Below are 21,252 nucleotides of genomic sequence, written 5' to 3'. Positions count from 1 at the left end.
CCCTCCCCGCCCGGTCCCTACAGCAGCGACGACAGGATCGGGATCGAGGCACGCGGGCGCTTGCCCACTTCCTCGATGAGCCGCTGCGCGGCGTGGCGATAGGCCTGGGCCGGCAGGGAATCCGGCTGCGCGGCGGTGATCGGTGTGCCTGCGTCACCCTGCTCACGGATGCCGATCTGCAACGGCAGCGATCCCAGCAGCGGCACGCCGTACTGCGCCGCCATGCGCTCCCCGCCGCCCTCGCCGAACAGGTGCTCGACGTGGCCGCACTGGCTGCAGGTATGTACCGCCATGTTCTCGACGATGCCCAGCACCGGCACTTCGACCTTCTCGAACATCTTCAGTGCCTTCTTCGCATCCAGCGTGGCGATGTCCTGCGGCGTGGTGACGATCACCGCACCGGCCAGCGGAATCTTCTGGGTCAGCGTCAGCTGGATGTCACCGGTGCCGGGCGGCAGGTCGATCAACAGGAAGTCGAGGTCGTCCCACAGGGTGTCGTTGAAGAGCTGGGTCATTGCCGAGGTCGCCATCGGTCCGCGCCAGATCATCGGCGTGTCTTCCTCGATCAGGTAACCGATCGACATGGTGTCCACGCCGAAGGCACGCAGCGGTTCGATGCTCTTGTTGTCCGGGCTTTCCGGGCGGCCGGACAGGCCCAGCATGGCGGGAACGCTGGGGCCATAGATGTCCGCATCGAGCACGCCCACCCGCGCGCCCAGCTGCTGCAGCGCCACCGCCAGATTGACGGCCGTGGTGGACTTGCCGACACCGCCCTTGCCCGAGCCGACCGCGATCACGTTGCGGATGCGCGCGTGCGGTGCCAGCCCCTTCTGCACCTGGCTTGCATGGGGACGACGGGTCGGACTGTTCACTGCGGGCTCCGGCGGAAAGTCAGGAAGGAGAACCCGACATCATACCGCCGGAGCCTCAAGGACCGGCGCGCAGGATCGCGTTGGTCGAAGATGTGGGCGCCGCGGAGAATTTTCGCTCCCTGTTCACCCCAGCCCCCCCCCGTTAAGGAAGCAGACACGATTTGCGAAGGAACAGAAAAACCAGTTGAATCAATACACTGCGCGGTTTTCGACACGCCTTGATACGTTCCGACAGGAAATCGACCACAGAAAGATGACTGCGTTGTGAACGTTTGACACGCTTGGTTAATGGCGTGTTAATCTCGAGTCACTGGCTTGTGAAGCCGGTACCAGAACCGGGCGGCGGCACGCTGCCGATACCGGGGTAGGGGCACACGGAGACGCCCGCAAGGTCATGTCCCCGGTGTACGACGCAATCATTCGATTCAAGGGGATTTCAGATGATCAATCGCAAGTCGCTCGGCAGGAACCCGCTGAGCTTCGCCCTCGCCTCTGCCGTGCTGCTCGCCGCAGCCGCCCCGGCGATTGCCCAGGATGCGTCGGGCTCGACGCAGACGACACAGGACACGCCGCAGGAAGCGCCGAAGTCCAAGGCGACCAATCTGGACACAGTGACCGTCACCGGTTCGCGCATCAGTCGCGACGTGTTCAACTCGGTTTCGCCGGTGCAGGTCGTGACCCGTGAGGAGACCACCCTGGCGGGCTTCAACTCGACGGCCGCCGCGCTGCAGAGCAACAGCGTCACTGCCGGCAGCGCACAGATCAACAACTCCTTCGGCGGATACGTCACCAATGGCGGCCCGGGTGCCAACACCCTGTCGCTGCGTGGCCTGGGCGCTACCCGCACCCTGATCCTGCTCAACGGCCGCCGCGTTGCACCGGCGGGCTCGCGCGGCTCGGTCGGCTCGGCCGACCTGAACGTGCTGCCCAGCGCGATGGTCGACCGCGTGGAAATCCTGAAGGACGGTGCTTCGTCCATCTATGGTTCCGACGCCGTGGCCGGCGTGGTCAACATCATCACCCGCAAGAACGTGGACGGTGTTGAAGCCGAGTTCCAGCACAACGCCACCGAGGGCGGCGGCGGCGACGAAACCCGGTACTCGATCGTGTTCGGCAGCACCGGTGAGCGCTCGCACTTCTCTGGTTCGTACGAGAACTACCGTCGCAATGAGATGACCATTGGCGATCGCAGCTGGGCCAGCTGCCCGACCGATAACCTGCGCGACATGGACGTGGGCAACTACTTCGGCAGCGGCGACTACATCGATCCGACCACCGGTAAGCCGAAGTGCTTCACCCTCGATTCCGGCGGCGTGACCATCAACACCCTGGGCACCGCCACCTTTGGCGGGTTCAACCGCTGGCGTCCGAATCCGGCCGTCACCACCGGCCGCCTGCCGGGCTATGAGTCCGTCGGCTACTACGACCGCGACACCTACGATCCGGGCCTGCTGAAGGAATCGCTGGTGTCCCCGGCCGAAACCCACACCCTGTTCTTCCAGGGTGGCGTGGATCTGGGCGTGATGGGCGACGCCGAGTTCTACTACGAGTTCCTCGGCAACAAGCGCGACTCCACCCAGACCGGCTACCGCCAGCTGTCGTATGACTACTCGGTCGGCAATCCGCTGCTCGGTAACCTGTCCAACCTGCCGGCCTTCGCCCTGCCGACGGAAACGTCCAATGGCAAGAACGTAGCGGCCCGCACCTTCATCGGCTTCGGCAACGACCGCAGCAAGCAGTCGGTGGACTTCTTCCGCGCCACCGCTGGCGTGCGCGGCAGGCTCGGTTCGGAGTGGAACTATGACTTCATGGTCAGCCACGCCGACTCGGATGCCGATTACACCTTCAACTCGTTCCTGACCGACCGCCTGGCACAGAGCCTGGATGTTGTGTCCGACGGCGCAGGCGGCTTCAACTGCGTGAACCCGGCCAATGGCTGCGTTGCCGCACCGATGCTCAACGCACAGACCCTGGCCGGCAATCTGCCGTACGAGTGGAAGAACTTCGTCTATACCCCGGTCACCGGCAACACCAGCTACCAGGAATCGACCGCGAACCTGAACGTCAATGGTCCGCTGTTCGATCTGCCGGGCGGTACCGCCGCAGGCGCCTTTGGTGTCGAGTACCGCAAGGCCAAGATCGACGATACCCCGAGCATCCACTCGATCAACCGCAACCTGTACAACCTGACCAGCTCCGACCCGACCCGCGGCAGCGACTCGGTGTGGGAAGCCTACGGCGAAATCGAACTGCCGCTGCTGTCCGGCGTCACCGCTGCCGAAGAGCTGACCTTCAACGCCTCGGCCCGCTACACCGACTACCAGTCCTACGGATCGGACACCACCTGGAAGCTGGGTGGCCTGTGGACGCCGGTCAAGTGGCTGTCGCTGCGTGCTTCCTACGGCACCTCGTATCGTGCTCCGGCGCTGTTCGAACAGTTCCTGGGTGCCACCAGCGGCTTCCTGAACGCCTCCAGCGATCCCTGCAACAACTACGGCTCGCGCAATCCGACCAGCCCACGCTACATCAATTGCGCTTCTGAGGGCCTGCCCACCAGCTTCACCGCGACCAACTCGGTACGCGTGGACTCCATCGGTGGCGGCCTGGTCGGTGCCAACCTGAAGGCTGAAACCTCCGACGCATTCACCGTTGGCCTGGTGTTCCAGCCGGAGTTCGGCAGCGGCTTCGGTGATCTGTCCTTCGCCGTCGATTATTACGACATCGAAGTGGAGAACGGCGTTGCCCAGATGGGTGCCACCTACATCCTGAGCACCTGCTACAACGGCACCACCGGCGACTTCGCCGCCAACAACGGTCTGTGCCGTCTGATCAGCCGTTCGCCCAACAACACGCTGACGGTCCAGAACGGCTATGCCAACCTGGCCACCGACAAGGTGCGCGGCCTCGACTTCACGACCCGCTACGTGCGCGACATCGGTCCGGGCGAATTCCGCGCCAATGTGCAGGTCTCGCGGTTCCTGGAGCAGTCCGGCAAGGTGTTCGAGGACGATCCGCTGGTTGACTCCAACGGCCTGATCAACAACCCGAAGTTCACCGGCCAGCTCGACCTGACCTATCGTGTCAAGGAATGGCGCGTGCGCTATGGCCTGAACTGGGTGGACAACATGTCCAGCTACGCGTACTACGAGGAAGATCCCGCAACCTCGGCGTACAAGCTGGCCGTGCCGAACTACATCACCCAGGACTTCTCGGTGCAGTACACCGCCGACAAGTGGCAGGCCACTGCCGGCGTGCGCAACTTCGCCGACAAGGAACCGCCGACCATCAGCCCGGGCGCCGGCATCTACAACACCGTCGGCAACGCCCCGCTGTACAGTGGCTACGACTACTTCGGCCGTACGTTCTTCGTGAACCTCAGCAAGAAGTTCTGAGCCATGCGTCAACAGCCGCCGCCCGCAAGGGCGGCGGCTGCTTTTGGGGTGGGTGCAATGCCCGCCTTCCCATTGCACGGACACAGTGAGACGTCGCATGAAGCACTACCTGCTGCTGGCCGCGCTGGCCGTCGCCGCGCCGCTGCACCTCAACGCCAAACCCGCGGTCCCCACGATCGAACAACTGGCCGCCTTCCCGGATATTTCAAGCCTTTCCGTGTCGCCTGACGGCACGCAGATCGCCGGTCTGCAGGCCCGCGGCGAAGAGCGCGTGATCCTGGTCTGGAAGACCGATGATCTCAGCGCAGCACCGACCACGATCGGTGCGGGCCGCATGAAGTTCCAGAGCGTGGGCTTCATCAAGAACGGGCTGCTGGCAGTCACGCTGTGGCAGCCCTTCGACCTGCGCACCGACCGGGTCAACAAGACCTTCATCAGCAAGTTCTTCATCACCGATACCGAAGGCAAGCAGTGGAAGGAACCGATCAGCGTTCCGCGCGCCACCAGCCGCAACGAAGAACTGGAACAGGCGCTGTCCAATGCCACGGTGCTGGACACGCTGCCCAACGACCCCGACCACATCCTGGTGGTCAACGGCTCGGGCAGCAATTCCGGTGACGTCTACAAGGTCAACCTGCGCAGCTTCACGTCCCAGCGCATCCAGAAGACGGAAGAACGTGTCGCTGGCTACCTCACCGATCTGAACAGCGAACTGCGCGCACGCCTGCGCCAGGACGTGGACGGTACCGGCGCCTACGTCGCCACCGAGTTCCGCAACCCTGCCACCAACGCGTGGGAAGAACATTTCCGCTCGCACGTGAAGGACCGCGATATCACCCAGGTCGTCGGTTTCGCCGATGATCCGAACATCGCCTTCATCCAGAGCAACGTCGGACGCGACAAGACCATCATCTATGAGTACGACATTACGGCCCGCAAACAGAGGGAAGTACTGTTCGAGCACAAATTCTTCAATGCAGGCACCGTTCATGTGAACCGTTACAAGGACGTCGAGGGCGTGCCGTTCGGCGCACTGCTCGGCGTGACCTACAGTGGTCCGCGCGAGAACGAGGTTGAATGGACCCATCCGGTGTTCAAGGGCCTCAACCAGGGCGTCCGACAGGCCCTGGGCATCCAGTCCAGCGACGTCACCCTTGTCGATCCCGCAACGGGCCAGCGCGCGGTCACCCAGGCCGACACCGGCCGCGCGGTGCGCGTGATCGACTACAGCAAGGACCTGAAGACCTTTGTGCTGGCCGTCTCCGGGCCGGCGAACCCGCCGGAATACCACCTGTTGCGCAACGGCAAGCTGACCCTGCTGGCCAAGTCCTATCCGAAGATCGATCCGGCTGCGCTGGGCGATACCAGGCTGGTCTATTACAAGGCCCGCGATGGTCTGGATATTCCGGCGTTCCTGACCACACCGAACACCGAACTATGCGGTGCCGGCCCGTGGAAGGCGGTGGTGCATCCCCATGGTGGGCCGTGGGCGCGCGATGGCATGGACTTCGACGGTTCGATGTGGGTACCGCTGATGGCCTCACGCTGCATGGCGGTCCTGCGCCCGCAGTTCCGCGGTTCGGCCGACTGGAGCCGCAAGCTGTGGATGGCCGGTGACGCCGAGTGGGGCCAGAAGATGCAGGATGACAAGGACGACGGCGCCAAGTGGATGATCGAGCAGAAGATCGCCCAGCCTGGCCACATCGCCATGTTCGGCTTCTCCTACGGTGGTTATTCCGCGTTCGCCGCCTCGGTCCGCCCCAATGGGTTGTACAAATGTGCTATCGCCGGTGCTGGCGTCTCGGACATCAAGAAGATCTGGGCACGCTTCTATACCAACCCGTTCTTCCGCCAGGCGCAGTCCAAGACCGTTGACGGCCTGAATCCACTGGACAAGGCCGGCGAGATGAAGATCCCGCTGATGGTCTACCACGGTGACCGCGACCGTACGGTGCCGATCGAGCAGTCGGAGTGGTTCGTTAACAAGGCCAAGAATTCAGGACAGCCGATCGAATTCCACGCCATCGCCGACTACGCGCATGGCCCCGCCTGGACCCGAGCGATCATGGGCGACCAGCTCAAGTTGATCGACGACTACCTGACCAAAGGCTGCGGCGGCGGCGGCCTGTAAGCCCCGTCGCTGCCAGGCAAGGGCGCCCACGGGCGCCCTTGCCCGTTCTGGCCCTTGCACCCGCCCATGACCTTCGACACCCTTGCGGGGTAGGCTGGCGGCGTATCGTTCGGCCCACGGCCGTCCCCGCGGCTCTTCCCTGACTCACTCGGCCTGGAGGCCAAACATAGTGATCACGCGTACTCCCAAGATCGTGCTGCTCAGCCTGGCCGTGTCGGCCGTGCTGGCCGGCTGTGGCAAGAACGAAACCCCGGCCAAGGAGGCCGCCGCGCCTGCCCCGGCCGCCGCCGAAGCCACCACCTACACCCTGGATGAGAGCAAGCTGCCGGCCTATAACGCCTTCCAGCCCAGCGATCTGGACACCAACCTGGACGCCTGCACCGCATTCGGCGACTACGTCAACAGCAAGTGGCTGGCCGCCAACGAGATTCCCGGCGACCGCACCAGCTGGGGCGCGTTCACCATCCTCGACGAGCGTTCGGTGGCAGTGCAGCACCAGCTGGCCGAGCAGGTCGCGCAGGTCAAGAACCCGAGCCACATCGAGAAGATCGTCGGCGACCTGTGGGCCACCGGCATGGATGAGGCCAAGATCAACGCCCAGGGCATCGAGCCGCTGAAGGCCGACCTGGCCGCCATCGACGGCCTGCAGGACAAGGCCGCCATCGCCGACTACCTGCGCACCAGCGCAGCCAAGGGCGAGAACGTGCTGTTCGGCTTCGGCGCCGAGGCCGACTTCAAGAACTCGACCATGAACTTGGCCTACGCCAGCCAGGGCGGCCTGGGCCTGCCTGACAGCACGTACTACACCGACGCCAAGAACGCCGACAAGCTCAAGGCCTACCAGGCGCACGTCGCCAAGGTGCTGGAACTGTCCGGCGTCCCGGCAGCCGACGCCGCCAAGCAGGCTGAGGACGTGGTCAAGTTCGAGACCCGCCTGGCCAAGGCGTCCAAGTCGCGCGTCGAACTGTCGCGCAATGTGGAGCTGTACTACAACCCGGTCACCCTGGCTGACGCCGACAAGCTGACCCCGAACTTCAGCTGGACCGAGTTCTTCAAGTCGCAGGGCGTTGCTGCGCCGGAGAAGTTCTCGCTGGCGATGCCGGCCTTCCATGAGGAAGTGAGCAAGGCGCTGGGCGACACCGACCCGTCGGTCTGGCGCGCCTACCTGCGCTTCCACACCGTCGATGGCGCCTCGCCGTACCTGGCCGATGCCTTCGTCCAGGAGAACTACGCGTTCTACGGCAAGACCCTCAACGGCCAGAAGGAACAGAAGCCGCGTTGGAAGCGCGTGCTGGGCACCATCGAGAACGATGCCGGCGAAGCGTTCGGCCAGCTGTACGTGAAGGTTGCCTTCTCGCCGGAAGCCAAGGCGAAGATGGAAGAACTGGTGAAGAACCTGGCTGCCTCGCTGAAGGAACGCATCCAGGGCCTGAGCTGGATGAGCGAGGAAACCAAGGCCAAGGCCATCGCGAAGTGGGAAACCTTCACTCCGAAGATCGGCTACCCGGACAAGTGGCGTGACTGGTCGGGCCTGCAGACCCAGCGCGACAGCTACCTGGCCAACGTGCGTGCGGCCAACGAGTTCAACTACAAGTTCAACCTGTCCAAGATCGGCAAGCCGGTGGACAAGACCGAGTGGGGCATGACCCCGCAGACGGTCAACGCCTACTACAACCCGCTGCAGAACGAGATCGTGTTCCCGGCCGCCATCCTGCAGCCGCCGTTCTTCGATCCGAAGGCAGACGATGCGCTGAACTACGGTGGCATCGGTGCGGTGATCGGCCATGAGATGACCCATGGCTACGACGATCAGGGCGCGCGCTTCGGGCCGACCGGCAACATGGAAGACTGGTGGACGCCGGCCGACAAGAAGAACTTCGAAGGCCTGACCGGCAAGCTGGTCAAGCAGTTCGACCAGTACAAGGTTGACGGCCAGGCCGTGAACGGCCACCTGACCCTGGGCGAGAACATCGCCGACCTGGGTGGCCTGGCCACGGCCTACGATGCGTTGCAGAAGGCCTCGGCCGGCAAGGAAGATCCGAAGGTCGACGGCTTCACCCGCGATCAGCGCTTCTTCTTCAACTGGGCCACCGTGTGGCGTACCAAGTACACCCCGGAAAACGCCAAGGTCCGCCTGGCCACCGATCCGCACGCCCCGGCGCAGTTCCGCGCGATGGGCGCGCCCTCGAACCTGCCGACCTTCGCGGCCGCGTTCCAGTGCAAGGCCGGTGCACCGATGGCGCGCAGCGGCGAGCAGCAGGTGGTGATCTGGTAAGCCACGGCTGACGCCAAGGCAGACCTGCAAGGGCCCGGGATCTCCCGGGCCCTTGTTTTTGCGCGACCCGCCACGGCCGCCAGGCATACCGTGATACGTGCATGCTGCGCCCATGCGCGGCTTGCTATAGTGCGCCCGCCCTCAATCCATCATGGATTCGTTCTACATGCCCAATTTCCGTCCGCTTGCCATCGCCCTGGGCATCAGCCTGGCGACCCTGGTCCCGAGCCATGATGCGTTCGCCGCAAAGAAAAAGGCCGCCCGCGCCCCGGCCGTCAGTGCCCAGTGCAGCGACTTCTACGGCGCCACCAACGCTGGCTGGCTGAAGGCCAACCCGGTACCGCAGACCGGAGCCACCACCGCGCTGGGCCAGCTGGTCGAGCGCAGCAGGCAGCAACAGCGCGAACTGCTCGATGCGGCCATGACGTCGCCGCAGGGCAACGTGCAGAAGCTGCTGGGCGACTTCTGGGCCAGCGGCCTGGACGAGGCGGCGGTGGAAGCCGATGGCTCCAATCCGATCGCGCCGCTGCTGACCCGCATCAATGCGATCAAGAAATCCAAGGATGTGCCGGCGTCGATCGCTGCACTCCATCAGGTCGGCATCCCGGTCGCCTTCAACTTCGGTCCGGACGTCGACCTGAAGGCACTGGACCGTCATATCGGCTACTTCATGCAGGGCGGCATGGGCCTGCCGGATCCGGCGTTCTATACCCGCACCGATGCCGATACCGTGGCGCTGATGGGCCGCTACCGCACCTACGTCAAGCAGATCCTGGCACTGACCGGTACTCCGGCAGCCAAGCTCGATGCGGAGTCGCAGGCGGTGATCGCGCTGGAAACCGAGCTGGCGCGCAATGCACAGTCGCTGGCCGGCATCAACAACCCGTTCAACAACTACGCGCCGATCTCCACCAAGGAACTCAACAGCCGCTACCGCAACCTGCAGCTGGAGGCGTTCCTGAAAGTACAGGGTGTGAACGACGATCTGGTGTCGCTGGCCGACCCGGGCCTGTTCCAGCAACTGGATGGCATGGTCACCAAGCTCAAGCCGGACCAGTGGAAGGCCTACCTGCGCTGGCGCGTGGGCGACTCGATGGCGCCGTACCTGTCCAAGGCCTACCGGGACGCCGAGTTTGAGTTCCGCGGCCGCGTACTGCGCGGGCAGACGCTGCCGCCGCAGCGCTGGGAAGCGGTGCTCGATGCCATCAATGTGGCGGCCGGTCCGATGGTCGGCCGCGAGTACGCTGCCCGCCATCTCTCGGCCGAAGACCGCCGGCAGGCGGCATGGATCGTCGACAAGGTCCGCGAGGTGCAGATCGAGGCCGTCAGGAACAGCACGTGGATGAGTGCCGAAGCCAAGGCTGAAGCACAGGCCAAGCTGGCGGCGCTGAAGATCGAGATCGGCACCCCGCTGCGCGACCTCGACTACACCGTGCAGCCGATGGGCCGCGGCTCGTTCGGTGGCAACATGCTGATCGCCTCGACCTGGCGCCATCGCGAGGAGATGAAGCGCATCGGCAAGGGCAATGCCGACCGTCGCTGGGACGTGCTGCCGCAACAGCCGTCGCTGGCCTATGACCTGGCGCAGAACCGCCTGATCGTCACCGCGGCCATCCTGCAGGGCCCGGTGTTCAACGCCAAGGCCGACAGCGCCGACAAGTTCGGCAGCTTCGGCGGCCTGGTCGGCCACGAGCTGACCCGTGCCATCGATGCCAAGGGCGCGCTGGTTGATGCCAAGGGCGAACTGCGCAGCTGGTGGACGCCGGCCGACAAGACGGCCTGGACCCTGCTCGGCAGCCGCGTGGCCGCCCAGTACGGCGCCTATGAGTTCCCGGGCGTGAAGGGCGCCAAGGTCAATGGCACGTTGACCCAGGAAGAGAACCTGGCCGACATCGCCGGCCTGGAACTGGCCTGGGCGGCCTACACCGCACAGGAACCGAAGGCCAAGCCGGCCCAGCAGCAGGGCTTCTTCCGTGCCTGGGCCGCGTTGTGGGCGCAGCAGCTGTCGCCCAACGAAGCCGCACGCCGCCTGACCGCCGACATCCGCGCGCCGGGCATGTGGCGCACCAACGGCACGCTGGCCAACCTCCCGGCGTTCGGCGCCACCTTCAGCTGCAAGGCCGGCCAGCCGATGCAGCGCAGCGATGCCGAGCAGATCAAGGTCTGGCGCTGAGCCAGCCGGCCGTGACACGAAGGGCGCCCTCGGGCGCCCTTTTTTTTGCGCATGCAGCACGATCCGCCATTAACACGCGGCATGCTATCGCTGCGCCTTCGTCCTGCAGCGGAACCCGACCATGGCCCACAAGAACACGATCTGCATCTGGTACGACAGCGAAGCACTCGAGGCCGCCACGTTCTACGCCGGGATCCTGCCCGACAGCGCGGTAACGGCCGTGCATCACGCACCGGGTGACTATCCGGACGGCAAGGAGGGCAACGTGCTGACGGTCGAGTTCACCGTCTGCGGCATTCCCTGCGTCGGGCTCAACGGCGGCACCGCGTTCAGGCACAGCGAAGCGTTCTCGTTCCAGATCCAGACCGAGGACCAGGCCGAGACCGACCGCCTGTGGAACGCGATCGTCGGCAACGGCGGGCAGGAGAGCCAGTGCGGCTGGTGCAAGGACCGCTGGGGCATCTCATGGCAGATCAGTCCGCGCATGCTGATCGAAGCGGTGACCAGCCCGGACAAGGCCTTGGCCAAGCGCGCCTTCAACGCGATGATGCCGATGAAGAAGATCGACATCGCCACCATCGAAGCGGCGATCCGCACCGCATGACCGCGTGGGATGCGGTCATCGTCGGCGGCGGCCACAATGGCCTGGTCTGCGCGGCCTATCTTGCCCGTGCCGGCAGGAAAGTACTGGTGCTCGAACGCCGTGGCGTGCTCGGCGGCGCAGCGGTCACCGAGGAATTCCATCCGGGCTTCCGCAACTCGGTCGCCTCGTACACCGTCTCGCTGCTGCAGCCTAAGGTGATCGACGAGCTGCAGCTGCACGCGCATGGCCTGCGCGTCGTCGCCCGCCCGGCCAACAATTTCCTGCCGTTGCCTGACGGCCGCTATCTGCTGTCGGCACCCGGCCGTACCCAGGCCGAGGTGGCGAAGTTCTCCGAACGGGATGCGCAGCGCCTGCCAGCCTATGAGGCGAGGCTGGAGGTCTTCGCCGACGTGCTGCGCGCCTGGGCCCTGCGCGCGCCGCCGGACCTCGGCGTCGCAGGCGGCTGGCGCGCATTGCCGGCACTGTGGCGGATGGGCCGGCTCGGCCGGGAACTGGCGGCACTGTCCCCTGCCCTGCGCCAGGAGCTGCTTGATCTGTTCACCCTGTCGGCCGCCGACTATCTGGACCGCTGGTTTGAAAGCGAGCCGATCAAGGCCCTGTTCGGATTCGATGGCATCGTCGGCAACTACGCCAGTCCGTACACGCCCGGCAGTGCCTACGTCCTGCTGCACCACGTGTTCGGCCAATGCAACGGAGTGAAGGGCGCCTGGGGCCATGCGATCGGTGGCATGGGCGCGATCAGCCAGGCCATCGCTGCATCGGCGCGCGCGGCCGGCGCAGAACTGCGCGTGGATGCCGGCGTGAAGCGGCTGCTGGTCGAGCACGGACGCGCGGTGGGCGTTGAGCTGGCCGGCGGGGACGTACTGCGCGCGCGCGTGGTGGTGGCCAACGTCAATCCAAAACTGCTCTACGAGCAGTTGCTGGAACCGGAGCAGGTGCCCGCGGCGACGCGCGAACGCATGGCGCAGTGGCGCTGCGGTTCGGGCACCTTCCGGATGAACGTGGCGCTGTCGCGGCTGCCGGACTTCCACGCCCTGCCCGGCGCCGGTGAGCACCTCAGTGCCGGCATCATCATGGCGCCCAGCCTCGACTACATGGACCGCGCGTGGCTGGATGCGCGGCGCGACGGCTGGTCGCGCGAGCCGATCGTGGAGATGCTGATTCCCAGCACCCTCGACGATTCGCTGGCGCCACCGGGCCAGCACGTCGCCAGCCTGTTCTGCCAGCATGTGGCACCGGTCCTGCCCGGGGGTAGGCATTGGGACACGCATCGCGATATCGTCGCCGACCTGATGATCGCCACCGTCGATCGGTATGCGCCCGGCTTCGCCGACAGCGTGCTCGGTCGGCAAGTGCTGTCACCGCTGGATCTGGAGCGGACGTTCGGCCTGGTGGGCGGCGATATCTTCCACGGTGCGCTCAGTCCCAACCAGCTGTTCTCGGCGCGGCCGATGATCGGCCAGGCCGGCTACCGCGGTGCCCTGCCCGGGCTTTACCTGTGTGGTTCAGGCACGCATCCCGGCGGCGGCGTGACCGGCGCGCCGGGCCACAATGCCGCGCAGGTGATCCTGCAGGATCTGTAGGGGTGTGCCAACCACGGCTGGCACCTGCCGCATCAGATGACCCTGCGGATCATTTGACGCTGCGCAGATGATTCGGACGGTTCGGCGGGCCGGGGGGACGGCGCTTGTTGAACGGTGGCTGGCCGCGCCAGTAGCGGATCAGCAGCCACCCGAACAGCATGCCGCCCAGGTGCGCGAAGTGCGCCACGCCCGGCTGCCAGCCGGTCATGCCCAGCACCAGTTCACCGACACCGAACAGGATCACGAACGTGCGCGCCTTCATCGGAATCGGTGGGAACAGCAGCATCACCCGCTGGTTCGGGAACAACATGCCGTACGCCAGCAGCAGGCCGAACACACCACCGGACGCGCCCAGCACCGTGGCCGGATTCTCCAGCAGCGTCCCCACCAGCAGCTGGCAGACGCCGGCGCCGGCCACGCACACCAGGTAGTAGAGCAGGAAGCGCTTCTCGCCCCAGGTCTGTTCCAGCGGCGCACCGAACATGAAAACGGCCAGCATGTTGAAGAACAGGTGGCCGAAGCTGCCGTGCAGGAAGCCGTAGGTCAGCAGCTGCCACGGCTGGAAGTTGCCACCCGGGGAGAACGCATCGAAGCCCTGCTGCAGCGGCTGCAGCATGAACGGCTCGAAGGTCTGGTTGCCGAGCAGGAACGGCTGCTGCAACAGGAACAGGATCGCGTTGGCGATCAGCAGGGCCTTGGTGACGGTTGGCAGTCGCGGGAACATGGGGACACCGGCATGGAACGGTCTCCATCATAGCCGCACCGTCGTGTCGTGTCGGCGACTGCCGCGTGCGGCCCGTTCAGACCCCGGTCGCGCTCAGCCCGGTCCCCACACGGCGGCATCCAGCGCCGCCGCCGGGTCGGACGCCGGCATCCGCACCCGGCCGTTCTGCACCACCACGCCTTCCGCGCGCAGCCGCTGCGACTGTTCCCGCCAGCCCGCCGACCCCTCCGCCATGGCGATGCGCCCGTCAGAGCGCAGCACGCGGTGCCAGGGCAGTGTCGGGTCATCGTTCTGGCCGAGAATGCGTGCCGTCAAGCGTGCCCGCCCCGGCAGGCCCGCGCGCATCGCTACCTGTCCATAGCCCATCACCTGTCCCGGCGGGATCGCGTGGATCACCGCCAGGATGCGCGCGCGCGCCTGGTCCGGCGTCAGCGGCGCAGACGCGTCACCAGCAGCACGCCGAGCAGGACCAGCACGGTGCCGGCGATCTGCGCCGGCCCCATCGGTTCGTCGAGCAGCCATAGGCTCATCACGATGGTGGAAACAGGCCCCAGCATACCGACCTGCGCTGCCAGCGAGGAACCCACGCGCTGCACCGCCAGCATGATCGCCAGCACCGGCAGCACGGTGCAGACCGTGGCGTTGACCAGCGACAGCCCCTGCACCGGTGCAGGTGCCTGCCACAGCAGTGGCAGCGGATGGGTGATGGCGAAATGCAGCAGCACCAGACCGCTGGCCACGCAGCTGGCATAGGCGGTCAGGCGCACCGCGCCGATCCGTGCCACCACCTGGCCGCTGCCGAACAGGTACAGCGCATAGCTGAGCGCGCTGCCCAGCACCAGCAGGCTGCCGACGATGATCTGCCCGCCCTCCCGCTGCAGATCGTGGCCGAACGCCAGCAGCACCCCCAGGTAGCTCAGCACCAGCGCGGCGACCTGCCAGCGCCCTGGCCGCTGCCGCGCCAGCAGCACGTTGATCAGCAGCACCAGCGTCGGGTTGAGGTAGAGGATCAATCGTTCCAGCGTGACGCTGATGTACTGCAGACCCTGGAAATCCAGCAGGCTGGACAGGTAGTAGCCGGTGAACCCCAGCCACAGCACGCGCGCCCGGTCTGCCCACGACAGCGGCTCGACACGGCGCGAAGCCCACACCGCCATCAGTGCGAACAGGGGCAGTGCCATCAGCATGCGCAGCGCCAGCAGCGTGGTCGCATCGACACCGTGGCGCAGGCCGAGCTTGACGATCACCGCCTTGCCGGATGCGGCAACGGCGCCGATCGCCGCCAGGCCGATTCCCCCCAGGGCGATGCGTGGGGATGCGGTGGCGATGCGCGGGGAGGAGCTTGACATGGGAACAGCGGCGGGCCGCGCAGGGCGGCCCGGGGGTGCGTGTGGACGCCCATTGTCGCATGGCCCGACGCGGCAACCGCAGCGTCAGCGCATCAGCACCACTTCCTCTGCGGAGGTCGGGTGGATCGCCACCGTGTCATCGAACTGGGCCTTGGTCGCTCCCATCTTCACCGCCACCGCGAAGCCCTGCAGGATCTCGTCCGCGGCCTCGCCCAGCAGGTGCACCCCCACCACGCGCTCTTCCGGCCCGGCGCAGACCATCTTGAACAGGCTGCGCTGGGTACCGTTGGCCAGTGCCTGCAGCATCGGCCGGAAACGGCTGTGATAGACCGTCACCTGCTTGAAGCAGGCACGCGCCTCCTCCTCACCCATGCCCACCGCCCCCAGCGGCGGATGCGAAAACACCACGCTGGCCACATTCTCATAGTCCATCTTCGACTGTGGGCGGCCACCGAACAGACGGTCCATCAACCGACGCGATGCAGCCACCGCCACCGGGGTCAGGCCCACCTTGCCCGCGATATCCCCCACGGCATGGATGCTGGGTACCGCCGTGGTCTGCCATTCGTCCACCTGCACCTGCTCGTGCTCGCCGATGTCGATGCCCAGCGCTTCCAGGCCCAGGCCCCGGCTGTTGCCACGGCGGCCGGTGGCGAAGAACACCGCGTCGAACACGCTGTCCATGGGGCCATCATGGCCGAAGGCGCGGACGCGCTCACCGTCGCGCTGCAGTTCGCGCAGGCGGTAATCAAAGTAGATGCGCACGCCCTGCTGGCGGAGGTTTTCCGCCAGCTGATCGGTCAGCTCGTAGTCGAAGCGTTCCAGCAGACGCTTGCCGCGTACCAGCAGGCTCACCCGGCTGCCCAGCGCCTGCAGCAGCCCGGCCAGCTCCACCGCGATGTAGCCGCCGCCGATGATCGCGACCTGGGCCGGGGCCGCACGCAACTCGAAGAAGTCGTCGGATACCAGGCCCAGCTCCGCGCCGGGGATGTCCGGACGCTGCGGGTGCGCTCCGGTGGCGATCAGGATGTGGTCGGCGGTGTAGCGCACCCCGTCGCTGCAGGCCACCGTGTGCGCGTCGAGCAGGTGGCCGCGCGCCGGGATGCGGACGACGCCAGTTTCATCCAGACGCTTGTGGTAGCTGGTATGGATGTTGCTGATATAGGCCTGGCGATGGATCACCAGTTCCTTCCACGACAGTGCCGGTCGTGGCGGCACATCGAAGCCCATCGCGCTTGCCAGGCCGATACGCTCGTGCAGATCGGCGGCCAGCCACATCGCCTTCTTCGGTACGCAGCCAACATTGACGCAGGTCCCGCCCAGTTCACCGGGTTCCAGCAGCGCTACGCGCTTGCCGTACTGCGCGGCGCGGATGGCGCCGGCCAGGCCGGCAGAGCCGCCGCCAAGGACGATCAGGTCGTAATCATGGGAAGCCGTGTTCATCGGAATCGCTCGGGTCGGTAAGGGGCAGGATCGATCGCTGGCGTGCGGCCACAGACGAGATCGGCGATCAGCTGGCCGGTGCCGGCGCTCATGCTGATGCCGAGCATGCCATGCCCTGCCGCAAGCCAGACGTGAGGATGGGCAGGCGCGCGGCCGATCAACGGTACATCGTCCACGCTCATCGGACGCCAGCCGCACCACTGCTCCTGCAGCTGCGCGCCACGCGGCATGCGCAGGTGGCGATCAGCGGCCAGCTGCAACGCCTGCAGGCGCTGCGCACGCAGCTGCGGGTCGGCACCGGCGAATTCCATCGTGCCCCCCAGTCGCAGCGCGTCGCGCCAGGCGATCACGAACACGGAGTGATCTTTCAGCACCGCCGGACGGGCCGGCACCAGCGGCGGGCGTGACCAGGTCAGCGAGTACCCCTTGCCGGGCTGGATCGGCACCCGCAGGTCGAGCAGCCGTGCCCATCGCGGCGACCACGGGCCGGTGGCCAGCACCAGTTCCCGCGCGCGCAGCGTGCGTCCGCCGGCCTGTACCCGGACCCCGTGTACGTCGCCGCTGAAGCCCTGCATCTCGACCTGCTCGTCGATCTCGACGCCCTGCGCACGCAGTACCCGCGCCAGCTCCGCAGTGAAACGGTCCGGGCGCAGCTGCGCGTCGCCGGGGAAATGGATCGCACCGGCAAGCCGATCATGGAACGCCGGATTGTCGCGTGCGTAGTGGCCGCCATCGATGCAGCGGGTCGCAATGCCGTGCGCATCCAGCGCCTCGCACTGGGCGATATGCTGATCGAAGCTGCGTGCATCACCGAACACGTAATCCAGGCCGCGCGTCTCGAATTCACAGTCCAGCCCATGGGTTCCCACCCATTCGGCCAGGCGCACACGGGAATCATTCAACAGCGCAGCGCGCGCGCGCGTGGCCTGCAGCCAATGCCGCGCATTGCAGCGCGCGCTGAACTGCAGCAGCCAGCGCCACAGCGCGGGATCGAGGCGGCTGCGCACATACAGTGGCGCGCGTGGGTCGAGCATCCAGCGCAACGCACGCAGCGGCACACCCGGCGCGGCCAGGGGCGGTGCATGACTGGGCGTGACGGTGCCGCAGTTGCCGTACGACGTCGCTGCGCCCACGCGGCCACGATCGATCACCCGTACCTGCCGTCCCTGTCCGCACAACGCCAGCGCAGTCGCCAGGCCGATGGCACCGGCACCGATCACGATCACGTCATCGCGCGCCCCCTGCATCGGTCAGCCCCTTCCAGCCTCGCGGCGCATCGGCGGCCACTGGCGATAGGTCATCGCCCGCCACAGCCACTCCATCGGTCCGAAGCGGAAGCGGCGCAGCCAGGCATGGGAAAGCGCGACCTGCGCGGCGAACAGCAGCACAGCGAAGAGCAGCTGCACGCTGCGCGGCATCACGTCGAAATAGCCCAGGCCATGGTGGTAGAACACCCAGGTGCACAATAGCGACTGCCCCAGGTAGTGGGTCAGCGCCATCCGGCCGACCGGCGCCAGCCAGCCCAGCCGCGCGCGCCACTGCACGATCCAGGCGAGGTAGCCCAGGCACATCGGCAGCGCGCCGATCATCACCAGCGCCATCGCCGAGGTCACACCAAGGTCGTAGGCACCGGGTGCCAGGTAGGGTTTCCAGGCCACACCCAGCACGGTGACCAGCAGGCCCAGCGGCAAGGCGACCCAGCGCAGCGCCGCGAACAGGCGCGGATGGCGTTCCGGCGCGGCCAGCGCGCCACTGCCGGCCAGTCCACTGCCGATCAGGAACATGCCCAGTACCGCCGGGCCGGTGATCAGCAGCGCCCCCATCGACGAACCAAACTCATGCAGGCGCTGGATGCAGGCCTGGATCCAGTTGCCGTGTCCGTAGACCATGCGCTCCCGGGCGATGCTCTGCTGCGCGTCGACCAGCATCTGCTGCGCGTCCTGCGGCGTCGCCAGTGAAACCATGGCACCGAGCAGCATCATCATCGCCGCGCCACCGAGGTAGACGATGACGCCCATCCACGGCAGCCAGCTGCGCGGTGCCTCGCGGCACGCCAGCAGGGGCAGCGACGCCAGCGCGTAGAGCACCAGGATGTCGCCGGACCAGACCAGCAGCGCGTGGCACAGGCCGATCAGCATGAGCCCGGCGCTGCGGCGCAGATAGAACGGAGTGAACTCGCGGCCGGCGGTCTCGGCGCGCTGTGCCATCACTGCGAATCCGGCGCCGAACAGCAGCGAGAACAGGGTGAAGAACTTGCCCTGCACGAACACATAGACGAAGGCGTCGGCCCAGTAATCGATCCCCTGCCAACGCACGTCGATACCGGTGAATGCCAGGTCCAGCGGTCCGCTGAAGGCCTCCATGTTCATCAGCAGGATGCCCAGCAACGCGGCCCCGCGCAGTATGTCCAGCACGGCGATGCGGTCGCCGGAGGCGACCGGCTGCAGGGAAGACGAAGCGCTGTTCACAGGACATCCGGCGGGCAGGTCCTTCATTATGCAGCCCGCCTGCGCGCCGTGGACGAGCGCGCGGTGTTCCAGACATGCAACGGCCCGCCGAAGCGGGCCGTTGCTGCCGTCACGATCGCAGGGCGATCAGTGCGCGTGACCGCCGTCGCCGTGAACGTGGCCGTGCTCGATCTCTTCCTTGCCGGCTTCGCGCACGTCGACGATTTCCACGTCGAAGTGCAGGTCCTTGCCGGCCATCGGATGGTTGAGATCGACGTCGACCACGCTCATGCCGACCTTCTGCACGGTCACCGCACGCGGGCCGAAGTTGGTCTGCAGCACGACCTGCTGGCCCGGCGCCAGCTTGGTATTGCCGAAGTGCTTCTTCGGCACGCGCTGGGACAGGCCTTCGCGGCGCTCGCCATAGGCGTCGGCCGCCGTGACGTCGACACTGAAGGTGGCGCCGGCTTCCTTGTCCATCATGGCGTTTTCCAGGCCCGGGATGATGTTGCCGTGACCGATCAGGATCGCCAGCGGCTCGCCGCGGTCCTTGGACGATTCGATCGGCTCCTGGCCGACTTCGGAAACGGTGTAGTGGAAGCGGACAACGCGGTCTTTTTCGATCTTCATGCGCGACTCTGTCTGGTTCTGCCGGAGGCAGACGGGTTGGGGCGGGTTGTCGCCCGGCGGGGACGCCGCCATCATGACGGCCAATCCAAGGTGGCGCATTATCCGGAGAACATGCACATCACGCCAGTTTCGTCCGGCCCGCGCCGGCTGTCCGTGCCCGCCCTGCTGCTGGTCCTGCCCCTGCTGCTGACCGCCTGCGGCGGCGGCAAGGCCACCCGGACGGCGGCGCCCCCGCCGTCGGCGCACTGGCCGGCGACCACCCCGGACAATCCCGAGGCCGCCAATTCAGTACTGATGCGTGCCATCAGCCTGGTCGGCACGCCCTACCGTTACGGCGGCAACACCCCCGAATCAGGCTTCGACTGCAGCGGCCTGGTCGCCTATGTCTACCGCGAGATGCTGGATCTGAAGCTGCCGCGCACCTCGCGCGACCTGGCCGCCGTACAGGGCCCGAGGATCGATCCGAAGCGTCTGGCCACGGGTGACCTGGTGTTCTTCGGCAGCCGCGGCAACGTCACCCATGTCGGCATCTATGTCGGCGAGGGGCGCTTCGTGCACGCCCCCAGCACCGGCGGCACGGTGCGCCTGGACTCGCTCAGCGGGCCCTACTGGAAGGACCACTACACAGGGGCCAAACGCGTCCTTCGCTAAAATGAACAGGCGTCATGTTCAAAATTGAGAATTGCGTCACAGTGAAAATAACGTTTTTATAACGGAATTTTTAACTTATCAGTGCTTTTACAGGGCATGATGCCCCATCGTTTTTTTTCTGTGACCGACGCGTGACGACTGACGACCTGACGTGCAAAGGCCAGACCGCCGCTTCTCCGCGTAGTGTCCGCCCTGTTCTTCTGGGCTTGGCACTGTGCCTGACCAGCCTCCCCGCCTGGTCGCAGACCGTTCCCTCACGCGCCGACGCTGTTCCGGTCCCGGCGACCGACAATGGCGTACGTGTGACGGGCAAGACCGAAGTCGCGGCCCCCCAGCGCAGCCGCACCGATGCAGCCGCCAGTGCCACGCTGGCCGCCCTGCTGCCGCACCTGGCCGCCAACGACACCATTCCGCTGATGGACCGCTCGGCCATGGTCGCCGGCGATCTGAGCCGCCTGCTCGCCAACTACGACACCAGCAGCGCTGCCAATGGCAGCGTTGTCGGCAGCGCCGCCGACAATGGCAAGGTGCAGTCGCTGCTGCGGCGGGCGATGACCCTGCTCGGCACCCCCTATCGCTGGGGTGGCAGCAATCCGGACAGCGGCTTCGACTGCAGCGGCCTGGTCGGCTACGTCTTCCGTTCGGCGCTGGGCATCGAACTGCCGCGCGTCTCCCGCGAGATGGCACACGACAACAACGCCGAGCTGATCAACGACCGTGCCGCCCTGGCCGCGGGTGACCTGGTGTTCTTCGGTCGCAAGGGCCGGGTCGACCACGTCGGCATCTATGTAGGTGACGGCCGCTTCCTGCATGCCCCGAGCGCAGGCAAGGATGTCCGGGTGGACACCCTGCTCAGCGGCTACTGGGGCAACAAGTTCATGCAGGCGCGCCGCGTCGAGCTCTGACGCCGCCTTTCCAGGCACCGCCTGATAGCTGAAAGCCGCTGCCCTGCAGCGGCTTTTTCGTTGCCCGCGGAAT

At 66.3% G+C, this 21,252-nt stretch carries 16 protein-coding genes; 8 read left to right on the top strand and 8 right to left on the bottom strand.

The window, feature by feature from the left end; genetic code table 11:
• Positions 1 to 17: 17 nt before the first annotated feature.
• Entirely contained in the window at positions 18 to 872 is an 855-nt protein-coding gene (apbC, locus tag AC06FB_RS05275) for an iron-sulfur cluster carrier protein ApbC (RefSeq protein ID WP_053516830.1), read from the bottom strand.
• A gap of 440 nt (positions 873 to 1,312) precedes the next feature.
• Between apbC and AC06FB_RS05270 the strand changes: the two genes are divergently transcribed.
• The 6 genes from AC06FB_RS05270 to AC06FB_RS05245 all read left to right on the top strand — a co-directional run bounded on the left by AC06FB_RS05270 (position 1,313) and on the right by AC06FB_RS05245 (position 13,030).
• The gene (locus tag AC06FB_RS05270; RefSeq protein ID WP_053516828.1) at positions 1,313 to 4,264 is read left to right on the top strand and encodes a TonB-dependent receptor plug domain-containing protein; all 2,952 of its coding nucleotides are present in this window, start codon (positions 1,313 to 1,315) and stop codon (positions 4,262 to 4,264) included.
• 97 nt (positions 4,265 to 4,361) lie between these two features.
• Positions 4,362 to 6,395 (top strand): alpha/beta hydrolase family protein, encoded by a 2,034-nt coding sequence (locus AC06FB_RS05265; RefSeq protein ID WP_053516826.1) that lies wholly within the window; start codon positions 4,362 to 4,364, stop codon positions 6,393 to 6,395.
• A gap of 172 nt (positions 6,396 to 6,567) precedes the next feature.
• Positions 6,568 to 8,670: a M13 family metallopeptidase gene (locus AC06FB_RS05260; RefSeq protein WP_180876129.1), complete on the top strand. Its 2,103-nt coding sequence runs from the start codon at positions 6,568 to 6,570 to the stop codon at positions 8,668 to 8,670.
• A gap of 166 nt (positions 8,671 to 8,836) precedes the next feature.
• On the top strand, positions 8,837 to 10,843 hold the full coding sequence (locus tag AC06FB_RS05255) for a M13 family metallopeptidase (RefSeq protein ID WP_053516862.1): 2,007 nt from the start codon (positions 8,837 to 8,839) through the stop codon (positions 10,841 to 10,843).
• 121 nt (positions 10,844 to 10,964) lie between these two features.
• Positions 10,965 to 11,447: a VOC family protein gene (locus AC06FB_RS05250; protein WP_053516822.1), complete on the top strand. Its 483-nt coding sequence runs from the start codon at positions 10,965 to 10,967 to the stop codon at positions 11,445 to 11,447.
• Positions 11,444 to 13,030, top strand: coding sequence for a phytoene desaturase family protein (locus AC06FB_RS05245; RefSeq protein WP_478053439.1), 1,587 nt, complete (start codon positions 11,444 to 11,446; stop codon positions 13,028 to 13,030). Before AC06FB_RS05250 ends, AC06FB_RS05245 begins: the two co-directional genes overlap by 4 nt.
• Positions 13,031 to 13,079: 49 nt before the next feature.
• Here the strand turns inward: AC06FB_RS05245 and AC06FB_RS05240 are convergent, their stop codons facing one another.
• From AC06FB_RS05240 to AC06FB_RS05210, 7 genes are all read right to left on the bottom strand, one after another.
• A complete protein-coding gene (locus tag AC06FB_RS05240) occupies positions 13,080 to 13,754 on the bottom strand; it encodes a rhomboid family intramembrane serine protease (RefSeq protein ID WP_053516819.1) in 675 nt (224 codons plus the stop codon).
• Between the two features lie 93 nt (positions 13,755 to 13,847).
• A complete protein-coding gene (locus AC06FB_RS05235) occupies positions 13,848 to 14,276 on the bottom strand; it encodes an MGMT family protein (protein WP_227255343.1) in 429 nt (142 codons plus the stop codon).
• Positions 14,183 to 15,103 carry an EamA family transporter gene (locus tag AC06FB_RS05230; RefSeq protein ID WP_197600343.1) on the bottom strand — a complete coding sequence of 307 codons (921 nt, stop codon included), beginning with the start codon at positions 15,101 to 15,103 and terminating at the stop codon, positions 14,183 to 14,185. Before AC06FB_RS05230 ends, AC06FB_RS05235 begins: the two co-directional genes overlap by 94 nt.
• Positions 15,104 to 15,187: 84 nt before the next feature.
• Positions 15,188 to 16,546, bottom strand: a complete 1,359-nt coding sequence (gene gorA / locus AC06FB_RS05225; protein ID WP_478053438.1) for a glutathione-disulfide reductase — start codon at positions 16,544 to 16,546, stop codon at positions 15,188 to 15,190.
• Positions 16,543 to 17,793 (bottom strand): NAD(P)/FAD-dependent oxidoreductase, encoded by a 1,251-nt coding sequence (locus tag AC06FB_RS05220; RefSeq protein ID WP_065174883.1) that lies wholly within the window; start codon positions 17,791 to 17,793, stop codon positions 16,543 to 16,545. Before AC06FB_RS05220 ends, gorA begins: the two co-directional genes overlap by 4 nt.
• Before the next feature lie 3 nt (positions 17,794 to 17,796).
• Positions 17,797 to 19,041 (bottom strand): DUF418 domain-containing protein, encoded by a 1,245-nt coding sequence (locus AC06FB_RS05215; protein ID WP_346475679.1) that lies wholly within the window; start codon positions 19,039 to 19,041, stop codon positions 17,797 to 17,799.
• 99 nt (positions 19,042 to 19,140) lie between these two features.
• Entirely contained in the window at positions 19,141 to 19,623 is a 483-nt protein-coding gene (locus tag AC06FB_RS05210; protein ID WP_053516805.1) for an FKBP-type peptidyl-prolyl cis-trans isomerase, read from the bottom strand.
• Between the two features lie 111 nt (positions 19,624 to 19,734).
• Here AC06FB_RS05210 and AC06FB_RS05205 point away from each other — a divergent pair, with 111 nt between their 5' ends.
• Entirely contained in the window at positions 19,735 to 20,274 is a 540-nt protein-coding gene (locus AC06FB_RS05205) for a C40 family peptidase (protein WP_053516860.1), read from the top strand.
• 131 nt (positions 20,275 to 20,405) lie between these two features.
• On the top strand, positions 20,406 to 21,179 hold the full coding sequence (locus AC06FB_RS05200) for a C40 family peptidase (RefSeq protein ID WP_197572516.1): 774 nt from the start codon (positions 20,406 to 20,408) through the stop codon (positions 21,177 to 21,179).
• The last annotated feature ends 73 nt before the right edge of the window (positions 21,180 to 21,252 follow it).

It is taken from the genome of Stenotrophomonas sp. Steno-C15 (assembly GCF_056393265.1).
Note: the sequence above shows the minus strand (reverse complement) of the source record. Positions and strands in the feature narration are given on the sequence as shown.